The organism is Archangium violaceum Cb vi76 (assembly GCF_000733295.1).
GTDB classification, from domain to species: domain Bacteria; phylum Myxococcota; class Myxococcia; order Myxococcales; family Myxococcaceae; genus Archangium; species Archangium violaceum.
On record NZ_JPMI01000028.1, the window covers coordinates 17,384 to 38,566 of the forward strand.

At 67.8% G+C, this 21,183-nt stretch carries 17 protein-coding genes and 2 pseudogenes; 8 read left to right on the top strand and 11 right to left on the bottom strand.

Going from position 1 to position 21,183, the window contains the following annotated elements:
• Positions 1–72: 72 nt before the first annotated feature.
• Positions 73–663, top strand: a complete 591-nt coding sequence (locus Q664_RS05365) for a manganese efflux pump MntP (protein WP_043390552.1) — start codon at positions 73–75, stop codon at positions 661–663.
• A 3-nt stretch (positions 664–666) separates the two neighbouring features.
• On the opposite strand, the gene Q664_RS05370 is transcribed toward Q664_RS05365, so the two are convergent.
• The 4 genes from Q664_RS05370 to Q664_RS05385 form a co-directional block, all read right to left on the bottom strand.
• The gene (locus Q664_RS05370) at positions 667–2,388 is read right to left on the bottom strand and encodes a sensor histidine kinase (RefSeq protein ID WP_043390554.1); all 1,722 of its coding nucleotides are present in this window, start codon (positions 2,386–2,388) and stop codon (positions 667–669) included.
• Positions 2,385–3,089 (bottom strand): response regulator transcription factor, encoded by a 705-nt coding sequence (locus Q664_RS05375; protein ID WP_043390556.1) that lies wholly within the window; start codon positions 3,087–3,089, stop codon positions 2,385–2,387. The genes Q664_RS05370 and Q664_RS05375 overlap by 4 nt, the downstream gene beginning before the upstream one ends.
• Before the next feature lie 21 nt (positions 3,090–3,110).
• A complete protein-coding gene (locus Q664_RS05380) occupies positions 3,111–4,856 on the bottom strand; it encodes a hypothetical protein (protein ID WP_043390559.1) in 1,746 nt (581 codons plus the stop codon).
• 134 nt (positions 4,857–4,990) lie between these two features.
• A complete protein-coding gene (locus Q664_RS05385) occupies positions 4,991–7,216 on the bottom strand; it encodes a M3 family metallopeptidase (RefSeq protein ID WP_043390562.1) in 2,226 nt (741 codons plus the stop codon).
• 175 nt (positions 7,217–7,391) lie between these two features.
• Here Q664_RS05385 and Q664_RS05390 point away from each other — a divergent pair, with 175 nt between their 5' ends.
• Together Q664_RS05390 and Q664_RS05395 are read left to right on the top strand one after the other, a co-directional pair.
• On the top strand, positions 7,392–8,987 hold the full coding sequence (locus tag Q664_RS05390; protein WP_160174343.1) for a DUF4403 family protein: 1,596 nt from the start codon (positions 7,392–7,394) through the stop codon (positions 8,985–8,987).
• 171 nt (positions 8,988–9,158) lie between these two features.
• The gene (locus Q664_RS05395) at positions 9,159–9,773 is read left to right on the top strand and encodes a hypothetical protein (protein ID WP_052517696.1); all 615 of its coding nucleotides are present in this window, start codon (positions 9,159–9,161) and stop codon (positions 9,771–9,773) included.
• Positions 9,774–9,820: 47 nt separating this feature from the next.
• Here Q664_RS05395 and Q664_RS05400 read toward each other — a convergent pair whose 3' ends face one another.
• Complete coding sequence (locus Q664_RS05400; RefSeq protein ID WP_043390566.1) at positions 9,821–10,768, bottom strand: threonine/serine dehydratase; 948 nt, start codon at positions 10,766–10,768, stop codon at positions 9,821–9,823.
• A gap of 219 nt (positions 10,769–10,987) precedes the next feature.
• On the opposite strand from Q664_RS05400, the gene Q664_RS05405 reads away from it, so the two are divergent.
• Both Q664_RS05405 and Q664_RS57355 read left to right on the top strand, forming a co-directional pair.
• Entirely contained in the window at positions 10,988–11,575 is a 588-nt protein-coding gene (locus Q664_RS05405; protein ID WP_043390568.1) for a hypothetical protein, read from the top strand.
• Positions 11,576–11,673: 98 nt separating this feature from the next.
• Positions 11,674–12,474 carry a hypothetical protein gene (locus Q664_RS57355; RefSeq protein ID WP_043390570.1) on the top strand — a complete coding sequence of 267 codons (801 nt, stop codon included), beginning with the start codon at positions 11,674–11,676 and terminating at the stop codon, positions 12,472–12,474.
• 128 nt (positions 12,475–12,602) lie between these two features.
• Here Q664_RS57355 and Q664_RS05415 read toward each other — a convergent pair whose 3' ends face one another.
• Positions 12,603–14,204: an NBR1-Ig-like domain-containing protein gene (locus tag Q664_RS05415; RefSeq protein WP_052517697.1), complete on the bottom strand. Its 1,602-nt coding sequence runs from the start codon at positions 14,202–14,204 to the stop codon at positions 12,603–12,605.
• 185 nt (positions 14,205–14,389) lie between these two features.
• On the bottom strand, positions 14,390–15,166 hold the full coding sequence (locus Q664_RS05420; RefSeq protein WP_235216569.1) for a LysR family substrate-binding domain-containing protein: 777 nt from the start codon (positions 15,164–15,166) through the stop codon (positions 14,390–14,392).
• On the opposite strand from Q664_RS05420, the pseudogene Q664_RS60590 reads away from it, so the two are divergent.
• Positions 15,047–15,356, top strand: a pseudogene (locus tag Q664_RS60590) (alpha/beta hydrolase family protein); the annotation flags it as partial. The gene Q664_RS05420 and the pseudogene Q664_RS60590 overlap by 120 nt on opposite strands.
• A 22-nt stretch (positions 15,357–15,378) precedes the next feature.
• Here Q664_RS60590 and Q664_RS05425 read toward each other — a convergent pair.
• Positions 15,379–15,681, bottom strand: a complete 303-nt coding sequence (locus Q664_RS05425; protein ID WP_043390572.1) for a hypothetical protein — start codon at positions 15,679–15,681, stop codon at positions 15,379–15,381.
• A gap of 485 nt (positions 15,682–16,166) precedes the next feature.
• Entirely contained in the window at positions 16,167–16,667 is a 501-nt protein-coding gene (locus tag Q664_RS05430; protein WP_043390573.1) for a winged helix-turn-helix transcriptional regulator, read from the bottom strand.
• A gap of 92 nt (positions 16,668–16,759) precedes the next feature.
• On the opposite strand from Q664_RS05430, the gene Q664_RS05435 reads away from it, so the two are divergent.
• Positions 16,760–17,419 (top strand): glutathione S-transferase family protein, encoded by a 660-nt coding sequence (locus Q664_RS05435; protein WP_043390575.1) that lies wholly within the window; start codon positions 16,760–16,762, stop codon positions 17,417–17,419.
• Positions 17,420–17,515: 96 nt separating this feature from the next.
• Here the strand turns inward: Q664_RS05435 and Q664_RS05440 are convergent, their stop codons facing one another.
• Both Q664_RS05440 and Q664_RS05445 read right to left on the bottom strand, forming a co-directional pair.
• Positions 17,516–18,124: an imm11 family protein gene (locus Q664_RS05440; protein ID WP_043390577.1), complete on the bottom strand. Its 609-nt coding sequence runs from the start codon at positions 18,122–18,124 to the stop codon at positions 17,516–17,518.
• Positions 18,121–18,924 (bottom strand): annotated as a pseudogene (locus tag Q664_RS05445) (AHH domain-containing protein); the annotation flags it as partial. The pseudogene Q664_RS05445 and the gene Q664_RS05440, both read right to left, overlap by 4 nt.
• 481 nt (positions 18,925–19,405) lie before the next feature.
• On the opposite strand from Q664_RS05445, the gene Q664_RS05455 reads away from it, so the two are divergent.
• Positions 19,406–21,183 (top strand): recombinase family protein (locus tag Q664_RS05455; protein ID WP_043390582.1); only part of this gene is annotated, 1,778 nt, incomplete at its 3' end.

The window sequence follows — 21,183 nt, forward strand, 5'->3', positions numbered from 1 at the left end:
AAACTCTCTGTGAGGCGCATCGAGGGCGCATGGCGCTTCCGCGTGTCCGGGGTATCGGGCAAAAGGGGACGCATGTCGCTGTTGACCCTGCTGATGCTCGCACTGGGACTGGCCATGGACGCCACGGCCGTGTCCGTCGCGAGTGCCCTGGCGGCACCACGCGTCCGGGCGCGAGATGCCCTGCTGCTCGCCTTCCTGTTCGGCCTCTTCCAGGCGGTCATGCCCGTCATCGGCTGGGCGCTGGGACACCAGTTCGAGAAGGTCATCTCCGCCTGGGATCACTGGATCGCCTTCGTGCTGCTCGCGGGTATCGGGGGGAAGATGATCCACGAGGCCATCACCCACCATCACCCGGGAGTGCCCGACGCGCCGAAACCGGGTGAGGCCCCCGCGCGCAATCCATTCCAGCTCGGAACGCTCGCGATCATGGCGGTGGCCACCAGCATCGACGCGCTCGCGGCGGGAATCACGCTGCCGCTGCTCGACGTGCGGCTGGTGACGGCGGCGGCCGTCATTGGCGGAGTCACCTTCGGCCTGTGTCTGCTGGGCGTGAGCGTGGGACGCCGGTTCGGGGAGTCGCTCGAGGGCAAGCTCGACATCATCGGCGGCATCGTGCTCATCGGCATCGGCACCAAGACGCTCATCGAGCACCTGTCCGCCTGAGCCTCACCCCGAGCGCAGCAGGAACGCGAACACGGCCCCCGGGCCCCTGCCCTGCTCGAACCGCAGCTCGCCGCCCATGGCCCGGGCGAGCCTTCGGCTCAGCGCGAGCCCCAGTCCCACGCCAGGAGCGGACTCGGCCGCGCGTTCGGAGGACTTCGAGAACGGTTCGAACAGGTTGCGTGCGCCGGTGCGCGAGACACCCGGGCCGTGGTCGGCCACGAGGATCGCCACCCGCGAGCCCCGCCGCTCGGCGCGGACGTGGATGCGCGAATCCTCCGCGCCCCGTGCGTACTTGCACGCGTTGTCGACGAGGTTGAAGAGCACCTGCTCCGCCGCGGAGGGCTCCACGAGCACGGGCACGGCCTCGAGCACCTCCTCGAGCTCCAGGACGAGCCGCATCCCCGCTTCCCGGGCCCGCTCCTCGGAGCGGTGCAGACTGTCGCGCAGGAACGAGCCGAGCTCCACCGGCTCCGCCTCCCGAGGCGCGCGCTTGCGCTCCAGCCGCGCGTACGCGAGCACGTTCTCCACGAGATGCGCGAGCCGGTTGGATTCGCGGTGCAGCGTCTCGTAGTAGCTCCGGCGCTGCGCCTCGTCCGTCACCATGCCCTCGGCCAGCATCTCCGCGTACATCCGGAACGTCGTGAGCGGGGTGCGCAGCTCGTGCGTGACGGCGGACACGAAGGCGGCGCGGCGCTCGCTCAACGACAGCGCGCCGAACAGCAGGAAGCCCACCGCCACGAGCGCGAGCAGTACGGCGCCCCAGGCCACGCCCAGGCTCCACACCACCGGGGCACCACGTCCCACCTCGACGTGGACGGGACCGGGAACGAGCCGGACCGGAAGCGACGCCAGCCGGCGCTCGAGCAGGTCCCCCGTCCCTGACTCCACGCGGCCGAGAGAGGCTCCAGGCAAGAGGTCCTTCACCTCCTCCAGCAGGAGGGTCCGGATTCGGGGCCAGTCCAGCCAGGCGCCCTGCATCTCCACCTCGCCCCGAGCGTGCTCCACCCGGCGCACCAGCAGGAGCTCATCTCCCATCCACACGGGCACCATGGGAGACACCGTCACACCACGGTCATGTGCGCCCAGTGTCGTGAGGGGAAGCTCGCCCTGGGGCTCGGGGAACGCGGCGTTCATCGCGGCCTGGGACATGCGGCGATCGAACTCGATGACCCCGCGCGGAGGCGCGATGACGGCCTCGGCGGAAGGTGCCCCCGGTTCGAGCGCGAGCAACACCCGGCGGTCCAACTTCGCCTCCAGCTCGGACAGGAGCGCGCCGTACTCCTTCACCTGCCAGGGAGAGACCCCCGCGGCCCGGGTGAGCGGCTCCTGCGCTTCTCCCGGCACCTGCGGAGATCCCAACGGGCCAGCGCCCGTGAACGAGAAGTGCAGCCGCACCCCCTCGGGCGTCCCGAACAGCAGCGTCGAGGCAATCCGCGTCGCCGAGGGCTCACGCGCCGCCCCCGCCGGGTCGAACGCGCGCAGCGGAACGTAGAACGGCGCCCAGGCATCCACGGCCCGCGTGCTCTCCTGGGCGATGAGCCTCGCCAACCGGCCATCCATGCGCCACAGGGCCAGCCGGACGCGCTCCTCCACGAGCGCATCCGCCCGCGCCTTCACCTCGGCCCGCTCGAGCCTCACGGTGGTGAGGCTCAACCACGCCAGGGCACCACACGCGAGCGCGACACACGCGGCCAGCGCCAGCCAGATGGGCAGTGTCCGCTTCACCCCGGCCCCCCACCCGCGAAGCGGTACCCCTTGCCCCGCACCGTCAGGAGGATGCGCGGCGACTCCGCGTCATCGCGCAGCTTGTCGCGCAGCCGCGCCACGTGCATGTCCACCGTCCGAGTGCGCGCCAGGCTCGCTGGCAACCGCCACACCCGCTGGAGCAGCTCGTCCCGGGAGACGACCCGCTCCCGGTTGAGCCCGAGGTAGCGCAGCAATTCCAGCTCCCGCTCGGACAGAGGCTCCGCCGCGCCGTCCTCGAAGCGCAGCTCGCACTTGCGCAGGTCCACCACCCCGCCCTCGAAGCGGAGCTCCTCCACATCCAACGGCCGCTCGGCGCTGCGCCGCAGCACCGCCTCCACACGCGCGAGCAACTCCTTCACGCTGAACGGCTTCACCACGTAGTCGTCCGCGCCCAGCCGCAGCCCCTTGACGCGGTCGTCCTCCTGCCCCCGCGCGGTGAGGATGATGACCGGGAGCGCCGGCCGGGCCTTCCGGGCCTCGGCGAGCACCTCCAGGCCATCACCCCCGGGGAGGACCAGGTCGAGCAGCAGCAGCTCGAAGCTGTCCCGTGTGGCGCTCGCGAGCGCGTCCTTGAACGTCGCGGCCTCCAGCGGCACGTAGCCCTGGAACCGGAGCGCGTCCACCACGCCCCGGCGGATGGCCGCATCGTCTTCCACCACGAGAACACGTCGCGCGGGCATGCGGCCTCCATCCTCTCCGAATCAGCGCCAGAAGCCGACTTCGTAGGTGAGTGTACGGCGCTCGCCCGGCTCCAGGGTCAGCGTCCACTCGACGTCACTGTGGGTGTTCACGGCGGCCAACGCGGTGTTCCCCCAGTCCTCGAGGCGGAAGTCATCCAGCTTCACGCGGCCGCCGTCCGATACCTGCTCCACCTTGCCTCCCGTGGACAGGCGGATGCGCAGCGGCGTGCGCTCGCCCCGCGGGTTCGCCAGCGCGAGCGTCCCCTTCTTGCGAATGCTGGCGTACTGGGCACCGTCGTGCCTGAGCGCGTCCTGCTTCCGCTCCAGCTCGGTCTCCTCGTGCAGTGAGCGCACGTCCGTGGCGATGGTCAGCGGAACCAGGGTGCTCCCGCCCCGGGGAGTGTACGTCAGCAGTTCCTGCGCCTGCGGCACCTGCCCCCGCATCACGAGCACCGGCCCCGTGGTCAGCGGGTACTTCGTCTCGTTCTTCAGCTCGAGCTGATGCCACACCTCGCCCCGCGCGAGCTTCAGGGGCGACACCTGCCCCGACGAGGCCGAGCCCCCATACCGGACCGTGTCCGAACTCGGATCGCGCCGGACCCGCACGTCGAGCGTGTAGAGGTCGCGCACGGGCACCTCCTCCTTCCACAGGGGCACGACGGCACGTGCCCCCTTCGGCAGCACCATGGCCGGGACGGAGTGGATGAAGAAGTCGGGAGACTCGCCGCGCCCGCCGAACTCGGGAATGCTCGGCACCGCGCCCTGGGCCTGGGACACACCGCCCTCCCACTCGCCCACGTTCTGGGAGAACGTGGCGTTGTTCGCGATGTTGAGGGAGTTCATGAGCGAGGGCGCCGCCCGGGACAGTGTCTGGCGCACCACGCCCTCGAGGCTCAGCGGAGACGAGACATCGCGGAACCGGAAGTTCGGCACCCCGACGACGAGATCCAGGTTGGAGCCGCGAAGGTCCTCGAGCTCGTTCACCAGCTCGGCCTGGAGCGCGAGCGACCCCTTGCCTCCGTCCTTCAGGTCGAGCCGGTACGTGGGAATCCACCGGAGCCCGGGCGTGAAGTAGACGATCCGCACCGACAGGTTCTTGCCAGCGGCCTCCGCGCCGAAGTCGAGGGAGAGGCGCTTGCGCCGCTCGGTGACGTGCACCATCCGCTTGCACTCGAGCGAGAGCTTCGGACCCTCCACGCGGCGGATGTCCCGCCCCGAGAGCACCACCGTGCCCCGCTCGGGCACCGACAGGGCGACGATCTGGGTGGAGGGGACAACGGCGGACATGGCGGAAGGCTCGTACGCGGAGGCCACGAAGCGAGGCTGCTCGGCGGGCAATGCCGCCGCCGGAACGGGGAGGACGGTCCCCGTCAGCGAGGCGCCTTCGAGCTCGACGGTGACACGCTTGCCCGGGTTCGCGACGAGGATCGCCGCCGGCTCCGAGCACACACCACGCTCCTCCTTGTCCACCTCCTGCTCCACCCACTCGGCACGCATCGCGCGCATGGCGGGCCCGCGCTCGCTCCAGGCCCAGAACGTTCCCAGCACGGCGTTCTCGGGGACTTCTTCCGTGAAGACGGTCCCCCGCGCATCCGCGACGGCCTCCGCGCGTTTCACCAGCAGCGCGTACCCGTCCTTGAAGATGACCGCGCGCTCGGTCTCCAGGCGGAGCGCCCCCGAGCGTCCCTCGTCCTTCCGCTCCTCGCCGTGCGCCGCCCACCCGCTCAGCAACACGGCCATCAGCATCCACACCCCGTAGCGACCCATGTGTCTCCTCTCTACCCGATGACAGGCAAGGTACGAAGACGCGGGGCCGCCGTGGGTAACCCGAACGTAACGAGGCCGGAAACCCCTGAGCGCTCAGCGGTTTCCGGCCCCGGATGACAACAGCCTGGCTCAGCTCACTTCGCCGGCTTCTTCAGGGCCGCGCCCTTCACCGGGAAACCCCGCTTGCGCATCAGCGCGTCGGTGCCGGCGTCCTTGCCGCGGAAGCTCCGGTAGGCCTCGGCCGGGTCCACCGTGTTGCCCACGGAGAAGACGTTCTTGCGCAGACGATCGGCCACCGTCTTGTCGTAAGCGCCCTTGCCCTCGGTGAAGGCCTCGAAGGCATCCGCCGTGAGCGTGTCCGACCACAGGTAGCTGTAGTAGCCCGCCGAGTACCCATCACTCGCGAACACGTGGCCGAACTGCGGCGTGCGGTGCCGCATGACGATCTCCTTCGGCATGCCGAGCGCCCCCAGCGTGTCGCGCTCGAACGCGTCCGCATCGATCTTCTGGCTGCCCGCGAGGTGCAGCTTCATGTCCACCAGCGCGCTCGACAGGTACTCCACCGTGTCGAAGCCCTGGTTGAAGTTGGAGGCCTTCTCGATCTTCGCCACCAGCGCCGCGGGGATGGGCTTGCCCGTCTGGTAGTGCAGCGCGTACGTGTTCAGCACCTCGGGCGTGGAGAGCCAGTGCTCCAGCAGCTGCGAGGGGAACTCCACGTAGTCGCGGGCCACCGCCGTGCCCGAGAGCGTGGGGTACGTCACGTTGGAGTTCAGGCCGTGCAGGGCGTGGCCGAACTCGTGGAACAGCGTCTCCGCGTCAGTCCAGCTGATGAGCACGGGCTCGCCCGGCGCGCCCTTCACGAAGTTGGAGTTGTTGGAGACGATGGTGGTGACCTCGTCCTTGTACCGCTCCTGGCTCCGGTAGGCGTTCATCCACGCGCCGGAGCGCTTGCCCTGCCGCGCGTACGGGTCGAAGTACCACAGGCCCACGTGCTTGCCGCTCGCCTTGTCCTTCACCTCCCAGACACGGACGTCCGGGTGGTACACGGGCACGTCGGTCACCGGCGTGAACGAGAAGCCGAACAGCTCACCCGCCACCCAGAACATGCCCTCGCGCAGCTTCTCCAGCTGCAGGTACGGCTTCACCTCGTTCTGGTCCAGGTCGTACTTCGCCTTGCGGACCTTCTCCGCGTAGTAGCGGTAGTCCCAGGGCTCGATCTTCAGCTTCGCGCCTTCCTTGTTGGCGATCGCCTGCATGTCGGCGACCTCCTCGCGGGCGCGGGCGACGGCGGGCGTCCACACCGCCTCCATCAGTTGCATGGCGCGCTCGGGCGTCTTCGCCATGGCGTTCTCGAGCCGCCAGTGGGCGTGCGTCGCGTAGCCCAGCAGCTTCGCGCGCTCGGCGCGCAGCTGGAGGACCTCGGAGATGATCTGGTTGTTGTCGCGGGCGTCGCCGTTGTCTCCGCGGTTGACGTAGTTGCGCCAGACCTTCTCGCGCAGGTCACGCCGGGCCGAGTACGTCAGGAACGGCTCCATGGAGGAGCGCGTGTTGGTGATGGCCCACTTGCCCTTCATGCCGCGTGCCTCGGCCGCGGCGGCCGCACCGGCGCGCACCGAGTCGGGCAGGCCGGCGAGGTCCGCTTCCGACTCGAGGACGACGACGTAGTTCTCCTCGTCCGCCAGCACGTTCTGGCTGAAGCTGGTGTAGAGCGAGGCGAGGCGCTGGTTGATGCTGGCCAGGCGCTTCTTCGCCTCGGCGTCGAGCTTCGCGCCCGCGCGGACGAAGTTGGTGTAGCGCAGCCACGTCAGGCGCTGCTGCTCGGGCGTCAGCTTCGCCTTGTCGGGCGACTGGTAGACGGCCTCGATGCGCTGGAAGAGCTTCTCGTTCTGGGTGATCTCATCACCGAAGCCGGCGAGCCTGGGCGCCATCTCGCGCTGGATGGCCTGATGCTCCGGCCCGCTCATGGTCGAGCCCCAGATGCCATAGAGCGTCTCCACGTCGTCGAGGGTCTTCCCGACGGACTCCATCGCGGCGATGGTGTTCTCGAAGGTGGGCGCGGCCGGGTCGTTGACGATGGCGGCGATCTCCTGGCGGAACTCCTCCATGGCGGCCTCGAGCGCGGGCTTGAACTGCTCGACCCGGACCTTGTCGAACGGAGGGACACCGCCGTACGGACCGGTCCATTTGACCAGCAGCGGGTTTTGCACCGGGGCGGCCTGGGCCGGGGCGCTCTGGGCCACCGGGGCGCCCTGGGCGGCCGGAGAGGAGGGAGCCGCCTCGCGGACCTCCTGGCTGGTCGTCGCGCACCCGGCGGACACGAGCGCGGCCACGCCCGCGCTGGCGAAGAGGAACTTACGCATGAAGGAGATGCCTCCAGACTGGGGTAAATACGGAAAATCCCTGCTCCAACGAGCATGCCTGCTCGCTTCTTCCCGTCCATCTCATGGCCGCCCGGCCCTCCCCGCCCGGCGGGCTGAAGTTCTCCGGGCGAATGGGCTATGCTCCGCGCCCACACTCGCGGTGTATCTCCTCGCCATGCCTCAGTCGCGCTTCCGTCCGTTCCCCGCGCTCCTCGCGTCGTTGGCCCTCGTATCCTGCGCCGGCCCGCGCATCGAGTCGCAGACCCTGCAGCCACCTGCGCCCACCGCCAACGGTGGGCGCCCGGTGTCGGATCCGCCGCCCTCGCGCATCGTCATCCACGCCACCATCTTCCGCGAGGCGCTCCTCAAGAAGATGGCCGAGAGCCTGCCGCGCTCGGGCGAGGGCAATGCCCAGCTCTTCGCCGGCCAGACGCTGCACTACACCTGGCAGCGCGAGCCGCTGACCATCAAGTTCGACCGCGGCCGCGTGGTGGTGAGCGTCCCCGTCCATGGCCGCTTCAACATGCTCGGTGAGCGGGAGATGCCCATCACCGTCACCATCGCCGGCGAGCCCGTCATGACGGCGGACTTCAAGGCCCTGCTGCAATCCACCGAGGTGCAGGTGGTGGCCGCTGGCCCGGTGGACGCCGTCAACCGCACCGTCGAGGGCAAGCTCAAGGAGCTCATCGGCAAGACGCTCGACGAGTTCCGCTTCGACGTGCGCCCGCTGCTCGCCAGTGCCTTCTCCCGGCTCGCCCGCCCCATCGAGATTCCCGTGGGCGGGGACCAGTTCGCCTGCGCCGAGCTGAAGGTGACGAGCCTGGAGGCCGCCCCCACCATGCTCGCCGATGGCTTCGAGAAGGACCTCGGCGTCGTCGTGATGCCCTCGGTGACGCTGCCCTGCACCCCGGTGGCCAGCCTCACCCAGTCCACGAGCACCGACGGCGGCACCCCGGTCACCGACGCGGGACTCCAGGCGGCCAGCCCCACACCGGCTCCCGGGAGCACCACCCAGTTCACCAGCTACACCCCGGGCACCACGGGCTCGGATGGCGGCACGCCGGGCCCGGACGCGGGCACGCAGACGGCGATGTACACCACCGCCGTCCCCAGCGATGGCGGCACCAGCACGGACGCCGGCTCGCCGCCGCCTCCGGCCACGCAGGTGGCCATGCCCCTGCTGCAGAACGTCTCCACCCTGCCCTCCGGCCCCTTCAAGGTCGTCATCCCCGTGGCCGCCCGCTACGAGGAGCTGTCCAAGGCGCTCGAGGCCTCCATGAAGGGCCGGCTCCACTTCTCCGAGTCGCACCCGGAGCTGTACATGGAGAATCCCCAGGTCTACCCCTCGGATGACACGGTGGTCATCAAGATGAACCTCGGGGGCAAGGCCAGCGTGGGCAGCTACTCCGTGCCGATGCAGGGGGAGATCTACTTCGCCGGCCATCCGCACGTGATCGACAACCAGATCTCCGTGCCCGACCTGGAGATCACCCCGGGCACGGCCAGCGAGCTGCTCAAGCTCAAGTTCGCCCTGGACTACAAGTCCATCCGCGACCAGGCCCGGCAGGCGCTGCGCGTGGACATCTCCGAGCGGCTCGCCGCGGTGAAGGACAAGATGTCCACCGAGATGAGCTTCTCGGAGGACCTCGGCTGCGTGCGCGGCCAGGTGCTCCGCTCCGAGGTGACGGGCATCTACCCCCACCCGAACTTCCTGCGCATCTACGTGCAGGTGGACGCCCAGCTCGGCCTCTACCTGCCCTGCAAGCGCTAGTCCCGTATTCCCGCGAAAAGGGATTTCGATTCAATCCGGCCTCATACCGTGGTATGGAAATTCCCTGGTAAGGCCGGAAAACCCGCGAAGCGCGTAGAACTCGTACATCCAGGGGCGGAACTCCGGCATGACAGGACGGGAGCGCTCTCCCGTCTCCGAAGGAAGACCCAGATGATGCGTGAATCGATGCGTCCGCTCGTGTGTGCCGTGCTCTGCGGGCTGATGGTGGCCTGCGGTGGAACCGGGACCGACCCGAACCTGTCCGAGGAGGTGCCAGGCACCCAGCAGTCGGAGCTGTGCTCGGGCATGTCCGTCACGTCACTCGTCGTCTCGGGGGCGAGCACGTACGAGGGAGAGATGGCCGCCAGCGGCACCTGGACGGTGACTCCGGGCGCCAACGCGGTGCGGCTGGAGTACTTCGTGGATGGCGTCCTGTCCGGCACCGAGGAGCGCGTGGGCGCGACGGGTACCTGGTACTTCAGCACCACGGGCATCCGCTGCGGCCCCCGCAACCTGGTGGTGAAGGCCTGGCCCATGGTCATCGACAGCGCGGGCAACCGGTCGACCTGCTCGGCCGCGCTCACCTCGACCAGCCGCACGGTGACCGAGGACTGCACGTGGACGCTCAACGGCTCCATGCCGTGCGGCTCCGCCCCCTATCCGGTGTGCCCCACCTACTACCCCCGGTGCCCGACCAGCCCGAGCGGGAAGGTCTGCCCGGCGTACGGCTACCTCTGCCTCAACCAGAGGACCCCCGCCATCAGCGACCTGTACTACTGCCTCTAGGCCGGCTCCCAGCACGCACAACGCCCCTGTTCCTCGAGGGAGCGGGCTCAGGGAATTTCCGCGAGCTTGCTCAATTCCACGTTGGCGCCGCACAGGAGCACGCCGACGCGCTCGCCTTTCTGGGGCCGGTAGGACTGGGAGAGCAGCGCGGCGAGGGCCGTCGCGCCCCCGGGCTCGGAGGCGATGCGCCAGTCGCGCCACAGCGTCCGCTGAGCCTCGCGGATGGCCGCGTCCTTCACCAGCGCCACGTGGTCGACCGCGGCCCGCGCGATGGAGAAGACGAGCTCGCCCGTGTTGCGCGCCCCGAGTGAATCCGCCGCGATCGACTCGACCGTCACGTCCACGGGCCGGCCGGCCTCGAGCGAGGCGTGCAGTGCGCGAGAGCCCTCCGGCTCGACGCCGACGACCTTGATGCCTTGCCCCGCCCACGCGCTCGCGATGCCGGCGATGAGTCCTCCGCCACCAACGGCCACCAGCACCGTGTCGAGCCCCCGCGCATCCTCCTCCCATTCGAGGGCGACGGTGCCCTGGCCCTGGAGGGTGGGAAGCGAGTCGTAGGCATGGATGGAGAGCGCGCCCGTCTCGGCGACGTACGTGTCGCAGGCGGCGAGCGCGTCGGCGTAGCGCTGGCCGCCGATGACGACGTCGGCGCCGAAACGGCGGATGGCCTCGACCTTCGCGGGGCTGGAGATCTCCGGCACGAAGATGCGCGCGGGGATGCCCAGCTGCTTCGCCGCGTAGGCCACGGCCGCGCCGTGATTTCCGCCTGACGCGGCGGCCACGCCCACCCTGGGCACCGGCTGCGTGAGCAACGTGTTGAAGGCGCCGCGTGGCTTGAACGAGCCCGCGTGCTGGAGGAACTCGAGCTTCAGGCTCACCGGGCCGTCATGCCCGAGGGCCCCGTGCGGCAGCGAGAAGACGGGCGTGCGGCGGATGTGCGGGCGGATGCGCTCGTGGGCGGCGCGGATGTCGTCACGCGAGACGGGAAGGGACATGGTGGGCCTTGGAGTTCGGGCCGAGGGGGCCCCGGCCGCGCGGAGTCTACCGAGTTCACCGGGCACGCACGGCCGACGTGCGCCCGGCCCGAATCAGGAAAAGTGAAAAACCTGTTTACTCGGGGCAAACACTGGTTCACTGTAATTTCTGCTTTTTTCGTGAAGTCCTGCTTTCACATGTGTGGGCCAGAAGGCCCCCACTGCTCACGAGGTCTGAATATGAAGCCATTGCTCTCGATGCGTTCCCTCCTCGAGGCCACCGTGCTGGGCCTGGCCCTGCACGTCGGGGCGGTGGGTTGCGGCATGTCACCCGGTGAGGAGGCACTGGCTGGCAACGGGACTGACTCGCTGGAGCAGATCCAGAGCACGTTGTGGACGGCCTACACGTCGGAGGAGTCTCCGCCGGTGAACTGTCTGGACAGCCGCCTGGTGGCGGGCGTGGCCTGTAGCGGGCGCTTCTGTGACAACGTCGCCATCGACTGCGTGGCGGTGAGTGGCCTCACGTTCGGCGCCAGTTCCTCCACCCCGTTCTTCTCGGAGGAGGGCTCTCACGAGGGCGTCTGCTCCGGCAACGAGTGGATGACCGGCATCCAGTGCCATGGGGACTTCTGCGACAACCTCAGCATCCGGTGCACGGAGACCAACCGGGCCCCCACCCAGTGCGCGTGGACGAGCGGCACCTACTCCGAGGAGAACAGCCCGTTCCAGGTGGCCAGCATCAGCCGTACCGGCTTCTTCATCCGCGGCATCCGGTGCTTCGGCTCCAACTGCGACAACAAGCAGTACTACACCTGCCGCCCTGGGTGATGGGGAGGAACGGGCCCTCCCATTGAGGTGACCTCCCAGATGAGGTGCGGCCTCCCATTTCGCGAGGTGATAGAAGGGTGGGCGGAAGGAGGCCGTACATGGCCGACGAATCACCCTTCAAGGGCGGAAGACTGGGGCCGTTCCACCTCGGCAGGCGCTTCAAGCACAAGGAGCTCGGAGCGGGCCTGGGCCGAGTCTACGAGGCACACAACGTCGACACCGGGGCGTCGGCCCTGGTGCTCATGCCCGACCGGAACGCGGACTGGGAGCCCATGGAGGACTGGAGTATCTCCGCCTCCTCGCACGAGTCACCGCCCTACGTCGCGCTGGAGGTGGAGCACGCCCCGGGCTCGGGCCGGCTGCCGGCCCTGGCGGAGCTGCTCGACCTGCTGGCCTCCACTGTCGAGCGGCTGGAGCGGAACGCCGAGACCCGTGCCCACCTGACCCGCGAGCCCATTGGCCTGCGACGCAGATGGCTCGGACGCTCGCGCCGGTGGCTGCGCTCCCGGCGGGGGCGTGCCATCGCGGGCCTCGCCACGTTGACCCTCGGCGTGGGCCTCTGGCTGGGTATCACCGGCCTCGACCAGGGCCCGGAGCCCGGTGCTCGCACGGCCCATGGAGTGGGTGCGGAGGCCGCGGCCCGGCTCGATTCGCCCGCCTCGCTCAGCCCTGATGACGAGAGCCTGGCGGCCATCACCTATCCCATGCCCGGAGGTCCCTTCCGCGACCAGGCCAAGGCCCCCTGCAGGCCCAAGCGCGGCGAGGTGGAGATCAACGGCGGGTGTTGGGTAGCGCTGGAGAAACGCCCGCCCTGCTTCGAGACCCAGGCCGAGTACCAGGGCAAATGCTACCTGCCGGTCTCCGCGGCGACCCGGAAGGCCCAGTCCATCCTCCCCTGAGCCCAGACACGGATGGGGACGCTGGACCCCCGGTCCTACCTCCACCCCGTCATGCTCCGGCGGGGTGGAAGCCGTGCGAACCACTGCCCTGCGAGCCCCCGGGAGCCTCACGACCCCGGGCCGTCAGCTCATGGAGTGACGTTGATGCTGACGCCCGGTGTCAGCGGGCCGAAGAAGCCCACTCCGTCCTGCACCATTTGCCACTGGAAGGAGTAGAGGCCGGGAACGGCGGGGGCGGTGGCGGTGAAGGTGAAGGACTTCTGCTGGCCCTGGTGGATCGTCTCGGTGGGAGTGAGGAAGGCGCGGTTGAGGCCCCAGGTGGTGTTGTTCGCTGGCGCCTGCGAACCCAGGCGGAAGGCGTTGAGCTCCGTCCAGGCGGAGGTGCCCGTGTTCTTCATCGTCACCGTGACGGAGAAGGGCGAGCCCGCGGTCACCGTGAGGGGCACGCTCTGGCTGACGAAGGCGGCGGCGCGCACCGGGGTGGTGAGGAAGTTCTCCAGCACCATCTTGCGGTGCGGCAGGAAGGTGGTGCGCAGCGCCGGGGAGATGTCGAAGCGCGTCGGGTCCGCCGGATCATCGAACTCGCTGCTGTGGACGAAGCGCACGGAGAAGGGCCACGTCAGCCCCGCGCCCAGCGGCTGGCCGTTGCTGCGCTGGTGGCACCCACCGCACGAGAGCGCCTGCGCCCGGACCACGATGTCCCGGGGCGTCAGCGGACTGCCCATGGCGGTGAGCTGCGCCTGGATGTTGGTATGGAAGGCGCTTGGGCCCAGGCCGAAGAGCGCCACGTAGTCATCCACCGTCCCTGGCGTCTGCGAGTCGCTCTGCCCGACATTGAAGATGTCCGCCATGGTGTAGTTGAAGGTGTTGACGTTATTCACCGCCAGGCTCTGCACCTGCGAGAGGAAGGCGCTCTGGAAGGCGGGCGCCAGGGGGTGCGCGGAGGCCGGGTTGAACAGGTCACCCCAGGGGTTCGTCTTCACCGTCACCGGGGCGAACTGAAGGGTGCACCCGCTGGGGGGGCACGAGCGCACCAGCTTGAACTCGCGCAGCAGCCACGGGCCCTGGATGAACTGATTGGTGCGCACCTGCCCCAGACTCAACGGGTTGAAGCCGTAGTGGTGCATGTCGATGACGGGCGGGAAGCCGGGCAGACCGATGAAATAGAAGTCCCTGAGCTTCGTCGCGCGCGAGGGGATGCTTGGATCCGCGGTGAGATCGGACCAGAAGTCGGCCACGGCCCGGCAGCCCTCCAGCCCCAGGTCCTGCCGCGGGTTGGGCAGCACCGCCTCGAAGATGATGAAGTTGCGGCCGGGCCCCACACCCGCCCTCTTCGCGAAGACGATGCGGTACTCGCCGCAGTCCGAGCCGTCCGTCGGCGCGAGATCGAAACGGTTGTAGAGGCCCACCGCCACGTAGTCATTGATGGACGGCGTCACGGCCGGCGAGGCCTGGTTGCCCTCGCCCGGGCGGCACGGATAGGGGAAGCCGTTGAGCGTGCCGGCGTTGTCCGTGCAGTGCGGGCTGAACGGCAGGTCCGGCTGTCCCGGCGCCGGGTTCTGCGTGTCCCAGAGCTGCCGGAAGAGCTGCGTGGCCGTGAAGCCCATCCCACCGTTCTGCGCCACCATCTGGCCCAGCACCGCCGGCAGCGGGAAGCTGGCCAGGATGCCCTTGTCCGTCACCGCCAGGGAGCGGCGGGGATCCACGGGAACCACCATCTGGGCGGACACGTCCCCTCGCTCCACCGGTACCAGACCGATTCCGCCTCGCTCCGAGTGCAATGGACCCGAGGCCACGGCCCCGGGCTCCGCCGCTTCCCTCCCAGGTGAAGCGGGTCCACCACATGCGCTCACGCCCACGACGAGCGCCGCTGTCATGAAAAACCGGATACCCCACCTGGTCATGTCTTTCTCCTTTAACTTGAATTCATAGGAATCCTAACACTCCCGGTGTAATCTTTTCCAGCATGCGAGCGGGTCATCTCGTGGGCGATCGCGCGGAAGTGCGCCGCGGCGGGCGAGAGTCGTTGGCCTGGAAAGATGACCGCCAGTTCCGCCCATCCAGGAGCGCCGCGCAGCGCCCTGAAAACGACCCCCTTCGGCCGGAGGGCCCTGGCCGACAGCGGTGCGATGGTGAGTCCCAGCCCCGCTTCCACCATGCCGATGACCGATGGCCAGGAGCCGGCTTCCTGGTGGATGCGTGGAGAGAAGCCCGCGCCGATGCACATGCTCGTGATCGTGTCATGCAGTCCGGGCGCCGAGTGCCGTGGGAACAGGATGAAGGGCTCGTTCGCCAACGACGACAGGGCGACGACCTTCTCTCGAGCCCTGGGGTGCCGCACCGGGAGCGCGAGCACGAAGCGTTCCCGGAGCAGCCGTTCCACTGTCACGCCCTCATGCCGGAATGGGGCCCGGACGATCGCCAGGTCCAGCTCGCCCGCGAGGAGCGCGGCGCCATGATCCAACCTCTCACGATCGTCGAGCTCGAGTGACACCTCCGGGAACCGAGACCGGAACCGGAGCACGATTCGGGGCAGGACCCCGAAGGCCGAGGACGCGGCGAAGCCGACCCTCAGGAAGCGATCATCAACGAGCCCTATCTCGGTCTCCCGAGCGAGAACCCCGCTGGCTACCAGGCCGGGTCCAACCTCGCCCTGGCGGGGAACCTCCAGGGGACGCTCAAGATGATGCATGGCACCAGCGACGTGAACGCGTCTCTCTCGACCACCATGCGCATGGCCGACGCACTGATCCACGCGGGCAAGCACTTCGAGCTGCTCATCATGCCGGGGCAGCCCCATAGCCCCCAGTTCGACCGCGAGGCGTTACTATCACGACGACATCAACCAGTTCTTCGTCCGGACCCTGGGAGGTCCTCGGTGAGACGGTGATGAGCGCGGAAGGGCTAGCCGCGCACCTGCACGTACCGCTGCAGCCGCTCGCGGTCCAGGTCGCCATCCGAACGGTGCGACGGCGTGGGCTTCGGCTGCGGGACGATCCCACCCCCCAGGCCGCCAAGGCTGGCCTGCAACTGGGCCCGTGGATCGTAATTGATGTCCGCCAGGCGGGCCTCGAACTCCTCGCGGGGCATGCGCTCCTCGCGGCCCCAGGGGTTGATGTACTTGATGTACTCCTGACCGTCGATGGTCTCGGTGCCGGTGACGAGCAGCTTGTGGTAGCCGTCGCCCCAGGACACCGCGACCGGCACATTGCGGCCCGCCTCCAGCTGGGGGTCTTGCTGTTTCCGAGAATGCCGCCCAGGCCGACTCCACCGCCGGTGTCGCGGCGGTCATTCACGTTCGGCGCATCCCGCACCACCGTGGCGCCACCATCCGACCTACCGTGGGTCTCCGGCCCCAGGAAGAGCGTATCCATCTCCGAGAGGGCATCTTCCGTGGTGCGCTGGCCACCGAGCTTCTCGGGCAGCTTGAACTCGTTGAACAGCTGCTTGACTGGCGCCTTGACCGTCTTGAAGAGCTCCATCCGGTCCTTCATCCGCTCCGCGGCCACTTTGTTCTCGGCGGGCCTTGGAGCGGCCTTCTCGGTCTCCGTCTTGGAGGGCTGGGAGGTCCGAGGCTGGGAGGAAGGTGGGATCCGGAGGGTCATGGCGGGTCTCGTTTCAAAACGAACGTCCGCTGGGATTATCGGCTCGAGGCTCCGAGCGGTTTCTTCCCAGGGCCTTGACGCATCCAGTCAAAGGGCACGGTGCGCGAGCGCCTTCTCGTACGCGGCCTGCAATTCGGCGAACACCGAGCGCGCCGGACGAGGCGCCCCGAGGTGCAGGTGGGCCAGCTCGGCCATGAAGGCGTTCCACAGCGGAGCGCCGCCCTTTTCCAGCAGCTCCGCGCGCACGGACAATTCCCTGCTCGGGCGCGTATGCCGGCGGCCCCAGGCGCCCATGTGCGCGAGCAGGGGCACGAGCTGGATGGAGGCCTCCGTGAGGCTGTAGATACCTTTCTGCCGGTGATTCGGATCGGGGCGTCGCGTCAGCAGGCCGGACGCGGTCAGGCGCTTGAGCCGGTCCGCGAGGATGTTCGAGGCAATGCCTTCCTCGCTCCGCTCGAGTAGTTCGCCATAGGTGCGCCTGTTCCCGAACATGACGTCGCGAATGACGATCAGGCTCCAGCGGTCGCCGAGCTGCTCGAGCGTCAGGTTGATGGGACAGCCGGATCGCCCTGTCTGCGGCAAGGCCATTCTCCTTGAACAACTCCTTGCAATACGCAAGTGGAAGGACTATGGCGCGGACCACTTGCATAAGGCAAATGGTCTGAACCAGGAGTCCCAACATGTCGCTCGTGCTCTACGGTCATCCGTTTTCCTCGTACACGCAGAAGGTGCTCATCGCGCTGTACGAGAACGGCACGCCCTTCGAGTTCCGCAGCCTCGGGCCGGATAAGCCGCAGCATTCGGCCGAGTGGCTGCGGCGCTGGCCGCTGCGCAAGTTCCCGCTGCTGGTGGACGGAGAGCGCACCGTCGTCGAGACCAGCATCATCATCGAGTACCTGCAGCTCGTGCATCCCGGGCCCGTGCGCCTGCTGCCCGCGGATCCGATGGCCGCGCTGGACGTGCGCTTCCTCGACCGCTTCTTCGACCTGCATGTGATGAATGCGATGCAGCTCGCGGTGGACGGTGCGCTGACGGGCAATCCGGTGAAGCGCCAGGAAGGATTGGCAGCTGCCGTGGAAAAGCTGGAACGCGCCTATGCGTGGCTCGAAGGGCAGCTTTCCGGCAGGACCTGGGCCGCGGGTGCGGACTTCACGCTGGCGGACTGCGCGGCCGCACCCTCGCTGTTCTACGCGGACTGGACGCATCGGATCTCCGAGGCGTATCCCGTACTGCGCGCCTACCGCGCGCGGTTGCTGGCCCGCCCATCCTTCGCGCGGGCGGTGGACGAGGCGCGGCCGTTCCGGCGGCTCTTCCCCCTGGGAGCGCCGGACCGGGATTGAAGCTCCCCCCGGAGAACGCGGCCCTCACCGAGTTCCATCGCGCCGCCGAGCGCCACCGAAGCCAAACCGCCGTTGAAGACAGGCGACCCATCCGGCTCAGACCTCGATGAATTTGATACCGGTGATGCCCTCTTCTTCCATCGCCCGCTTGAGGCGCTCGGAGACGATGAGGACAACCAGCCAGCCCCAGGGGCGGAAAATATGGGCCCCCCCTATCTGCTCCGGGTTCACCTTCAGCCCTCGTACGTTCTTGTACTGGCCTACCCTGTCTGGCTCGCCATCCTCTGGTCGCCGATAAAAAACCTCGTCACACCGAGCGTCGTCGATGCATCGGATGACGTGTAGAGCATTGAGAATGAACCAGGACTCCGTCTGCCCCTCCACCTCCACGGGGATGAACTGCACTTCTTTCTGGAGCCCCAAGCGCTCGAAGAGCGAGACCACGCGTCGATGGACGATGGGAATCCCCATGGATTCACTGTATTCGAGCGCGATTCCCGCCGGCTTCATGGACAAGCGGATCGGTCTCTCGATTTCCAGGACTCGGCCTTCCTTGAAGCGCCAGATGTCGAACAACTCGCGCTCGTCATCGTCCTCACGCCCTCCCTCGTCCTCGCCATCCTTGAAGAGAGGCATGCTCAAATCCCAGCGCCCTGGAATGTATACGTCGTCGTATATCTCATAATACTTCATCTGAGCAGTCATGGCTCTCTCCTGATGAGCTTGTTGAGCGTGGAGCCAGGCGTACAGACTTCTCCTGCAATCCTGTCGAGTTCATCCATGAGTTTCGCTCGACATTCGGCCCGGGTCCTACAAGCGCCAAGCTCGTCATTCAATCGCTTGTGAACCTCGCGGTGATACGCCTCGGGGTGGGGCCCTTGGTGGTCTCGCAGATAGATGATGTTCGCCGGATCATCCAGGCCCATCCCCGCTCGCGCGAAGAGTTTTTCGAACCGGGGCGTCCACGGGCCACCGTTGTTCTCGGAGATGTCGTTCTTGTTGGTGCACAGGTGGTGGCGCTTGTGGCCGTCCTGCCCCGACTCCGCACATGCCCCCGTCGTCCGGGCGGAGGACACAGCCGACGCTACCGCCACCGTCGTCGTGCTCGCCGTCACCCCCATCAGCACCACTGTCCCGTCCGCCACGCTCACCTGCGCCCTTGTCCCCGCGCCCACCCTCAAGCCGGCCTTCATGCCTCCTCCCGCCATGGAGAAGCGCGGCGGTGACACACTCGCCCACAGCCCTCCCTTCGGCACCTCCGGCAACCCCCGCACCAGCTTCGCCCCCGCCACCGTCACCAGCACCCTCAGCCCTACCCCGCCGAGCGCCTTCCCGAAGCGCTCCGCTGCCGCCTTCAGTTCCTCCCGCGTCCTCGCTGCTTCCGCTTCCCGGTACAGCGTCAGGCATGCTTGCCCCACGTTGTAGAGTTCCGTCGCGCTGTACGTCAGCAACAGCCCCATCGTCACCGCCGCCGCGAACGCCTTGGAGAAGAGGGGCTCCGGGAAGCCCATCTCAAAATACCCCGTCATGGATGCAGCCGCCGTTAGATTCGGTGCGCATCACCCACCCGCTCCATCCGTTCGAAGGCCGCGAGCTAGCGCTGTTGGGATACCAGCGCAAGCTCGGCCGCCCCTGTGTCAACGTCCTCTTCCCCGATGGGCATCCGGCGGTCCTCCCTGTTGACTGGACCAACTTGCGCCCCTGGGCAGCGCCGCTCAAGGTCAGAGGGAAGAGTCCAAAGCTGCACCCGGCCAGACTGCGCGAGCTGCGCGCGCTCGTTGATGACCTGAGCAATCGCACCGATGGGAAGGGCCAAGAAGCCAGCTCGGCGAACAAGCGGCTCCGGGAGCCCCCCTCAGGTGGCCCCCCCCAGCGCGCTCTACGCCGCACTACCAGAGGCGATGAAGCACGAGTGGCTCGGCGTCCTGGCCAGCGTGCTGTTGAAGGCCCTGCAAAGGCCCGCCCCCAGCCGACGCGAGGTAAGCGATGAGCGAGAAGGTTCGGTCCGAGCACTTGGACAGGCCAGCGCTGGTTTATATCCGCCAGTCCACCCTGATGCAGGTCCATGAGCACCAGCAGTCGACCGAGCGGCAGTACGCACTGGTGGAGCTCGCCAAGAAGCTTGGCTGGGACAGCGCTCACATAGAAGTCATTGATGAGGACCTCGGCCAGAGTGGCACCAGTGCCACTCACCGCACGGGTTTCCAGCGGCTGGCCGCCGACGTCAGTCTTGGCAAGGTGGGGGCCATCTTCTCGCTGGAGGTGTCGCGCCTGGCGCGCTCCTCGGCTGACTGGCACCGGTTGATGGACCTGTGCGCGCTGGCCGACACGCTCATCATCGATGAGGAGGGCATCTACGACGCCAGCGACTTCAATGACCGGTTGGTGCTTGGCATGAAGGGGACCATGAGCGACGCCGAGATTCACCTCATGCACCAGCGGCTGCGAGGAGGGCTGCTGCACAAGGCGAAGAAAGGCGAGCTCGTCTACCCTCCGCCAACAGGCTATGTCTTCGACAATGGCGCGCTCGTGTTCGACCCGGACGAGCAGGTGCAGAAGGCCATCCGCCTTCTGTTCGAGCGCTTCCGCCTGGATGGCAGTGTGGCCCGCGCCGTACGTTACTTCAACCACCACGGTCTGCTCTTTCCCTCGCGACATGCCCATCGCGGCGGCCACTCCGAAATCCAATGGCACCCACTCACCACCGAGCACGCGCTGAATATTCTGCGCAATCCCACCTACGCGGGGGCTTACGCATGGGGCCGCAATCGCGAACGACGCGTCCTGGTGGAGGGAGAGGTACGGCGCAAGCATGAACGACTCGCCACGTCCGAGCAGTGGCACGCCTTCGTGATGGATGCCCACCCGGCATACATCTCCTGGGAGGAGTATACGGAGAATCTGAAACGGATAGAGGAGAATGCAATCCGCTTTCATGGCGTGCACCAGCACGGCGCGGCTCGTCGTGGCGAGGCGTTGCTGCAGGGACTCGTCCTTTGTGGCAGGTGTGGACGGCGGATGTACACGAGCCTTCCCCATGCCAATACCCCTGTCTACGAGTGCCTGCGGACCGCGTACGGCGAAAGCCCCTGCTGGTCTACCGTCGCGCATCGCATTGACGACAAGGTGGTTGAGCTCTTCCTGCAGGTGATGGCCCCGCCCGAATTGGACCTTTCGCTCGCCGTGCTCAAGGAGGTGGAGCGGCAGGCCGACAGCCTGGCGCGGCAATGGCAGCTGCGTCTGGAGCGAGCGCGCTACGAGGCCCAGCGTGCCGAGCGTCAGTACAACGCGGTCGAGCCGGAAAACCGGATAGTGGCACGCACGTTGGAGACACGTTGGAACGAGAAGCTCCAGCAGCTTGCTCAGGTGGAGCATGAATACGAGGAGGCCAGAGGCAGGCAGAAGCTTGAGCTCTCGGCACAGGACAAGAAAGGCATCCTCGCATTGGCCAGAGACTTGCCGAGGCTGTGGAGCGCCCCCACCACTACCACCGTGGACAAGAAGCGGATGCTTCGGCTCCTCATCCAGGATGTCGTGCTTTCTCCTGTGGACGTGCCTGAGCGAGCAACCCGCATTCGCATTCTCTGGAAGACAGGCGCCATCAGTGAATTGCTGGTACCTCGCCCCACCCTGGCGGACTCCCACAAAACGCCCGAGCCCGTGATTGCTGTCGTCCGTGAATTGGCCGGCAAGAAGTACAGCGACTCGCGGATCGCCGCTGAGCTCAACCGGCTCGGCCTGAAAAACGGCCTGGGTCGCGCCTT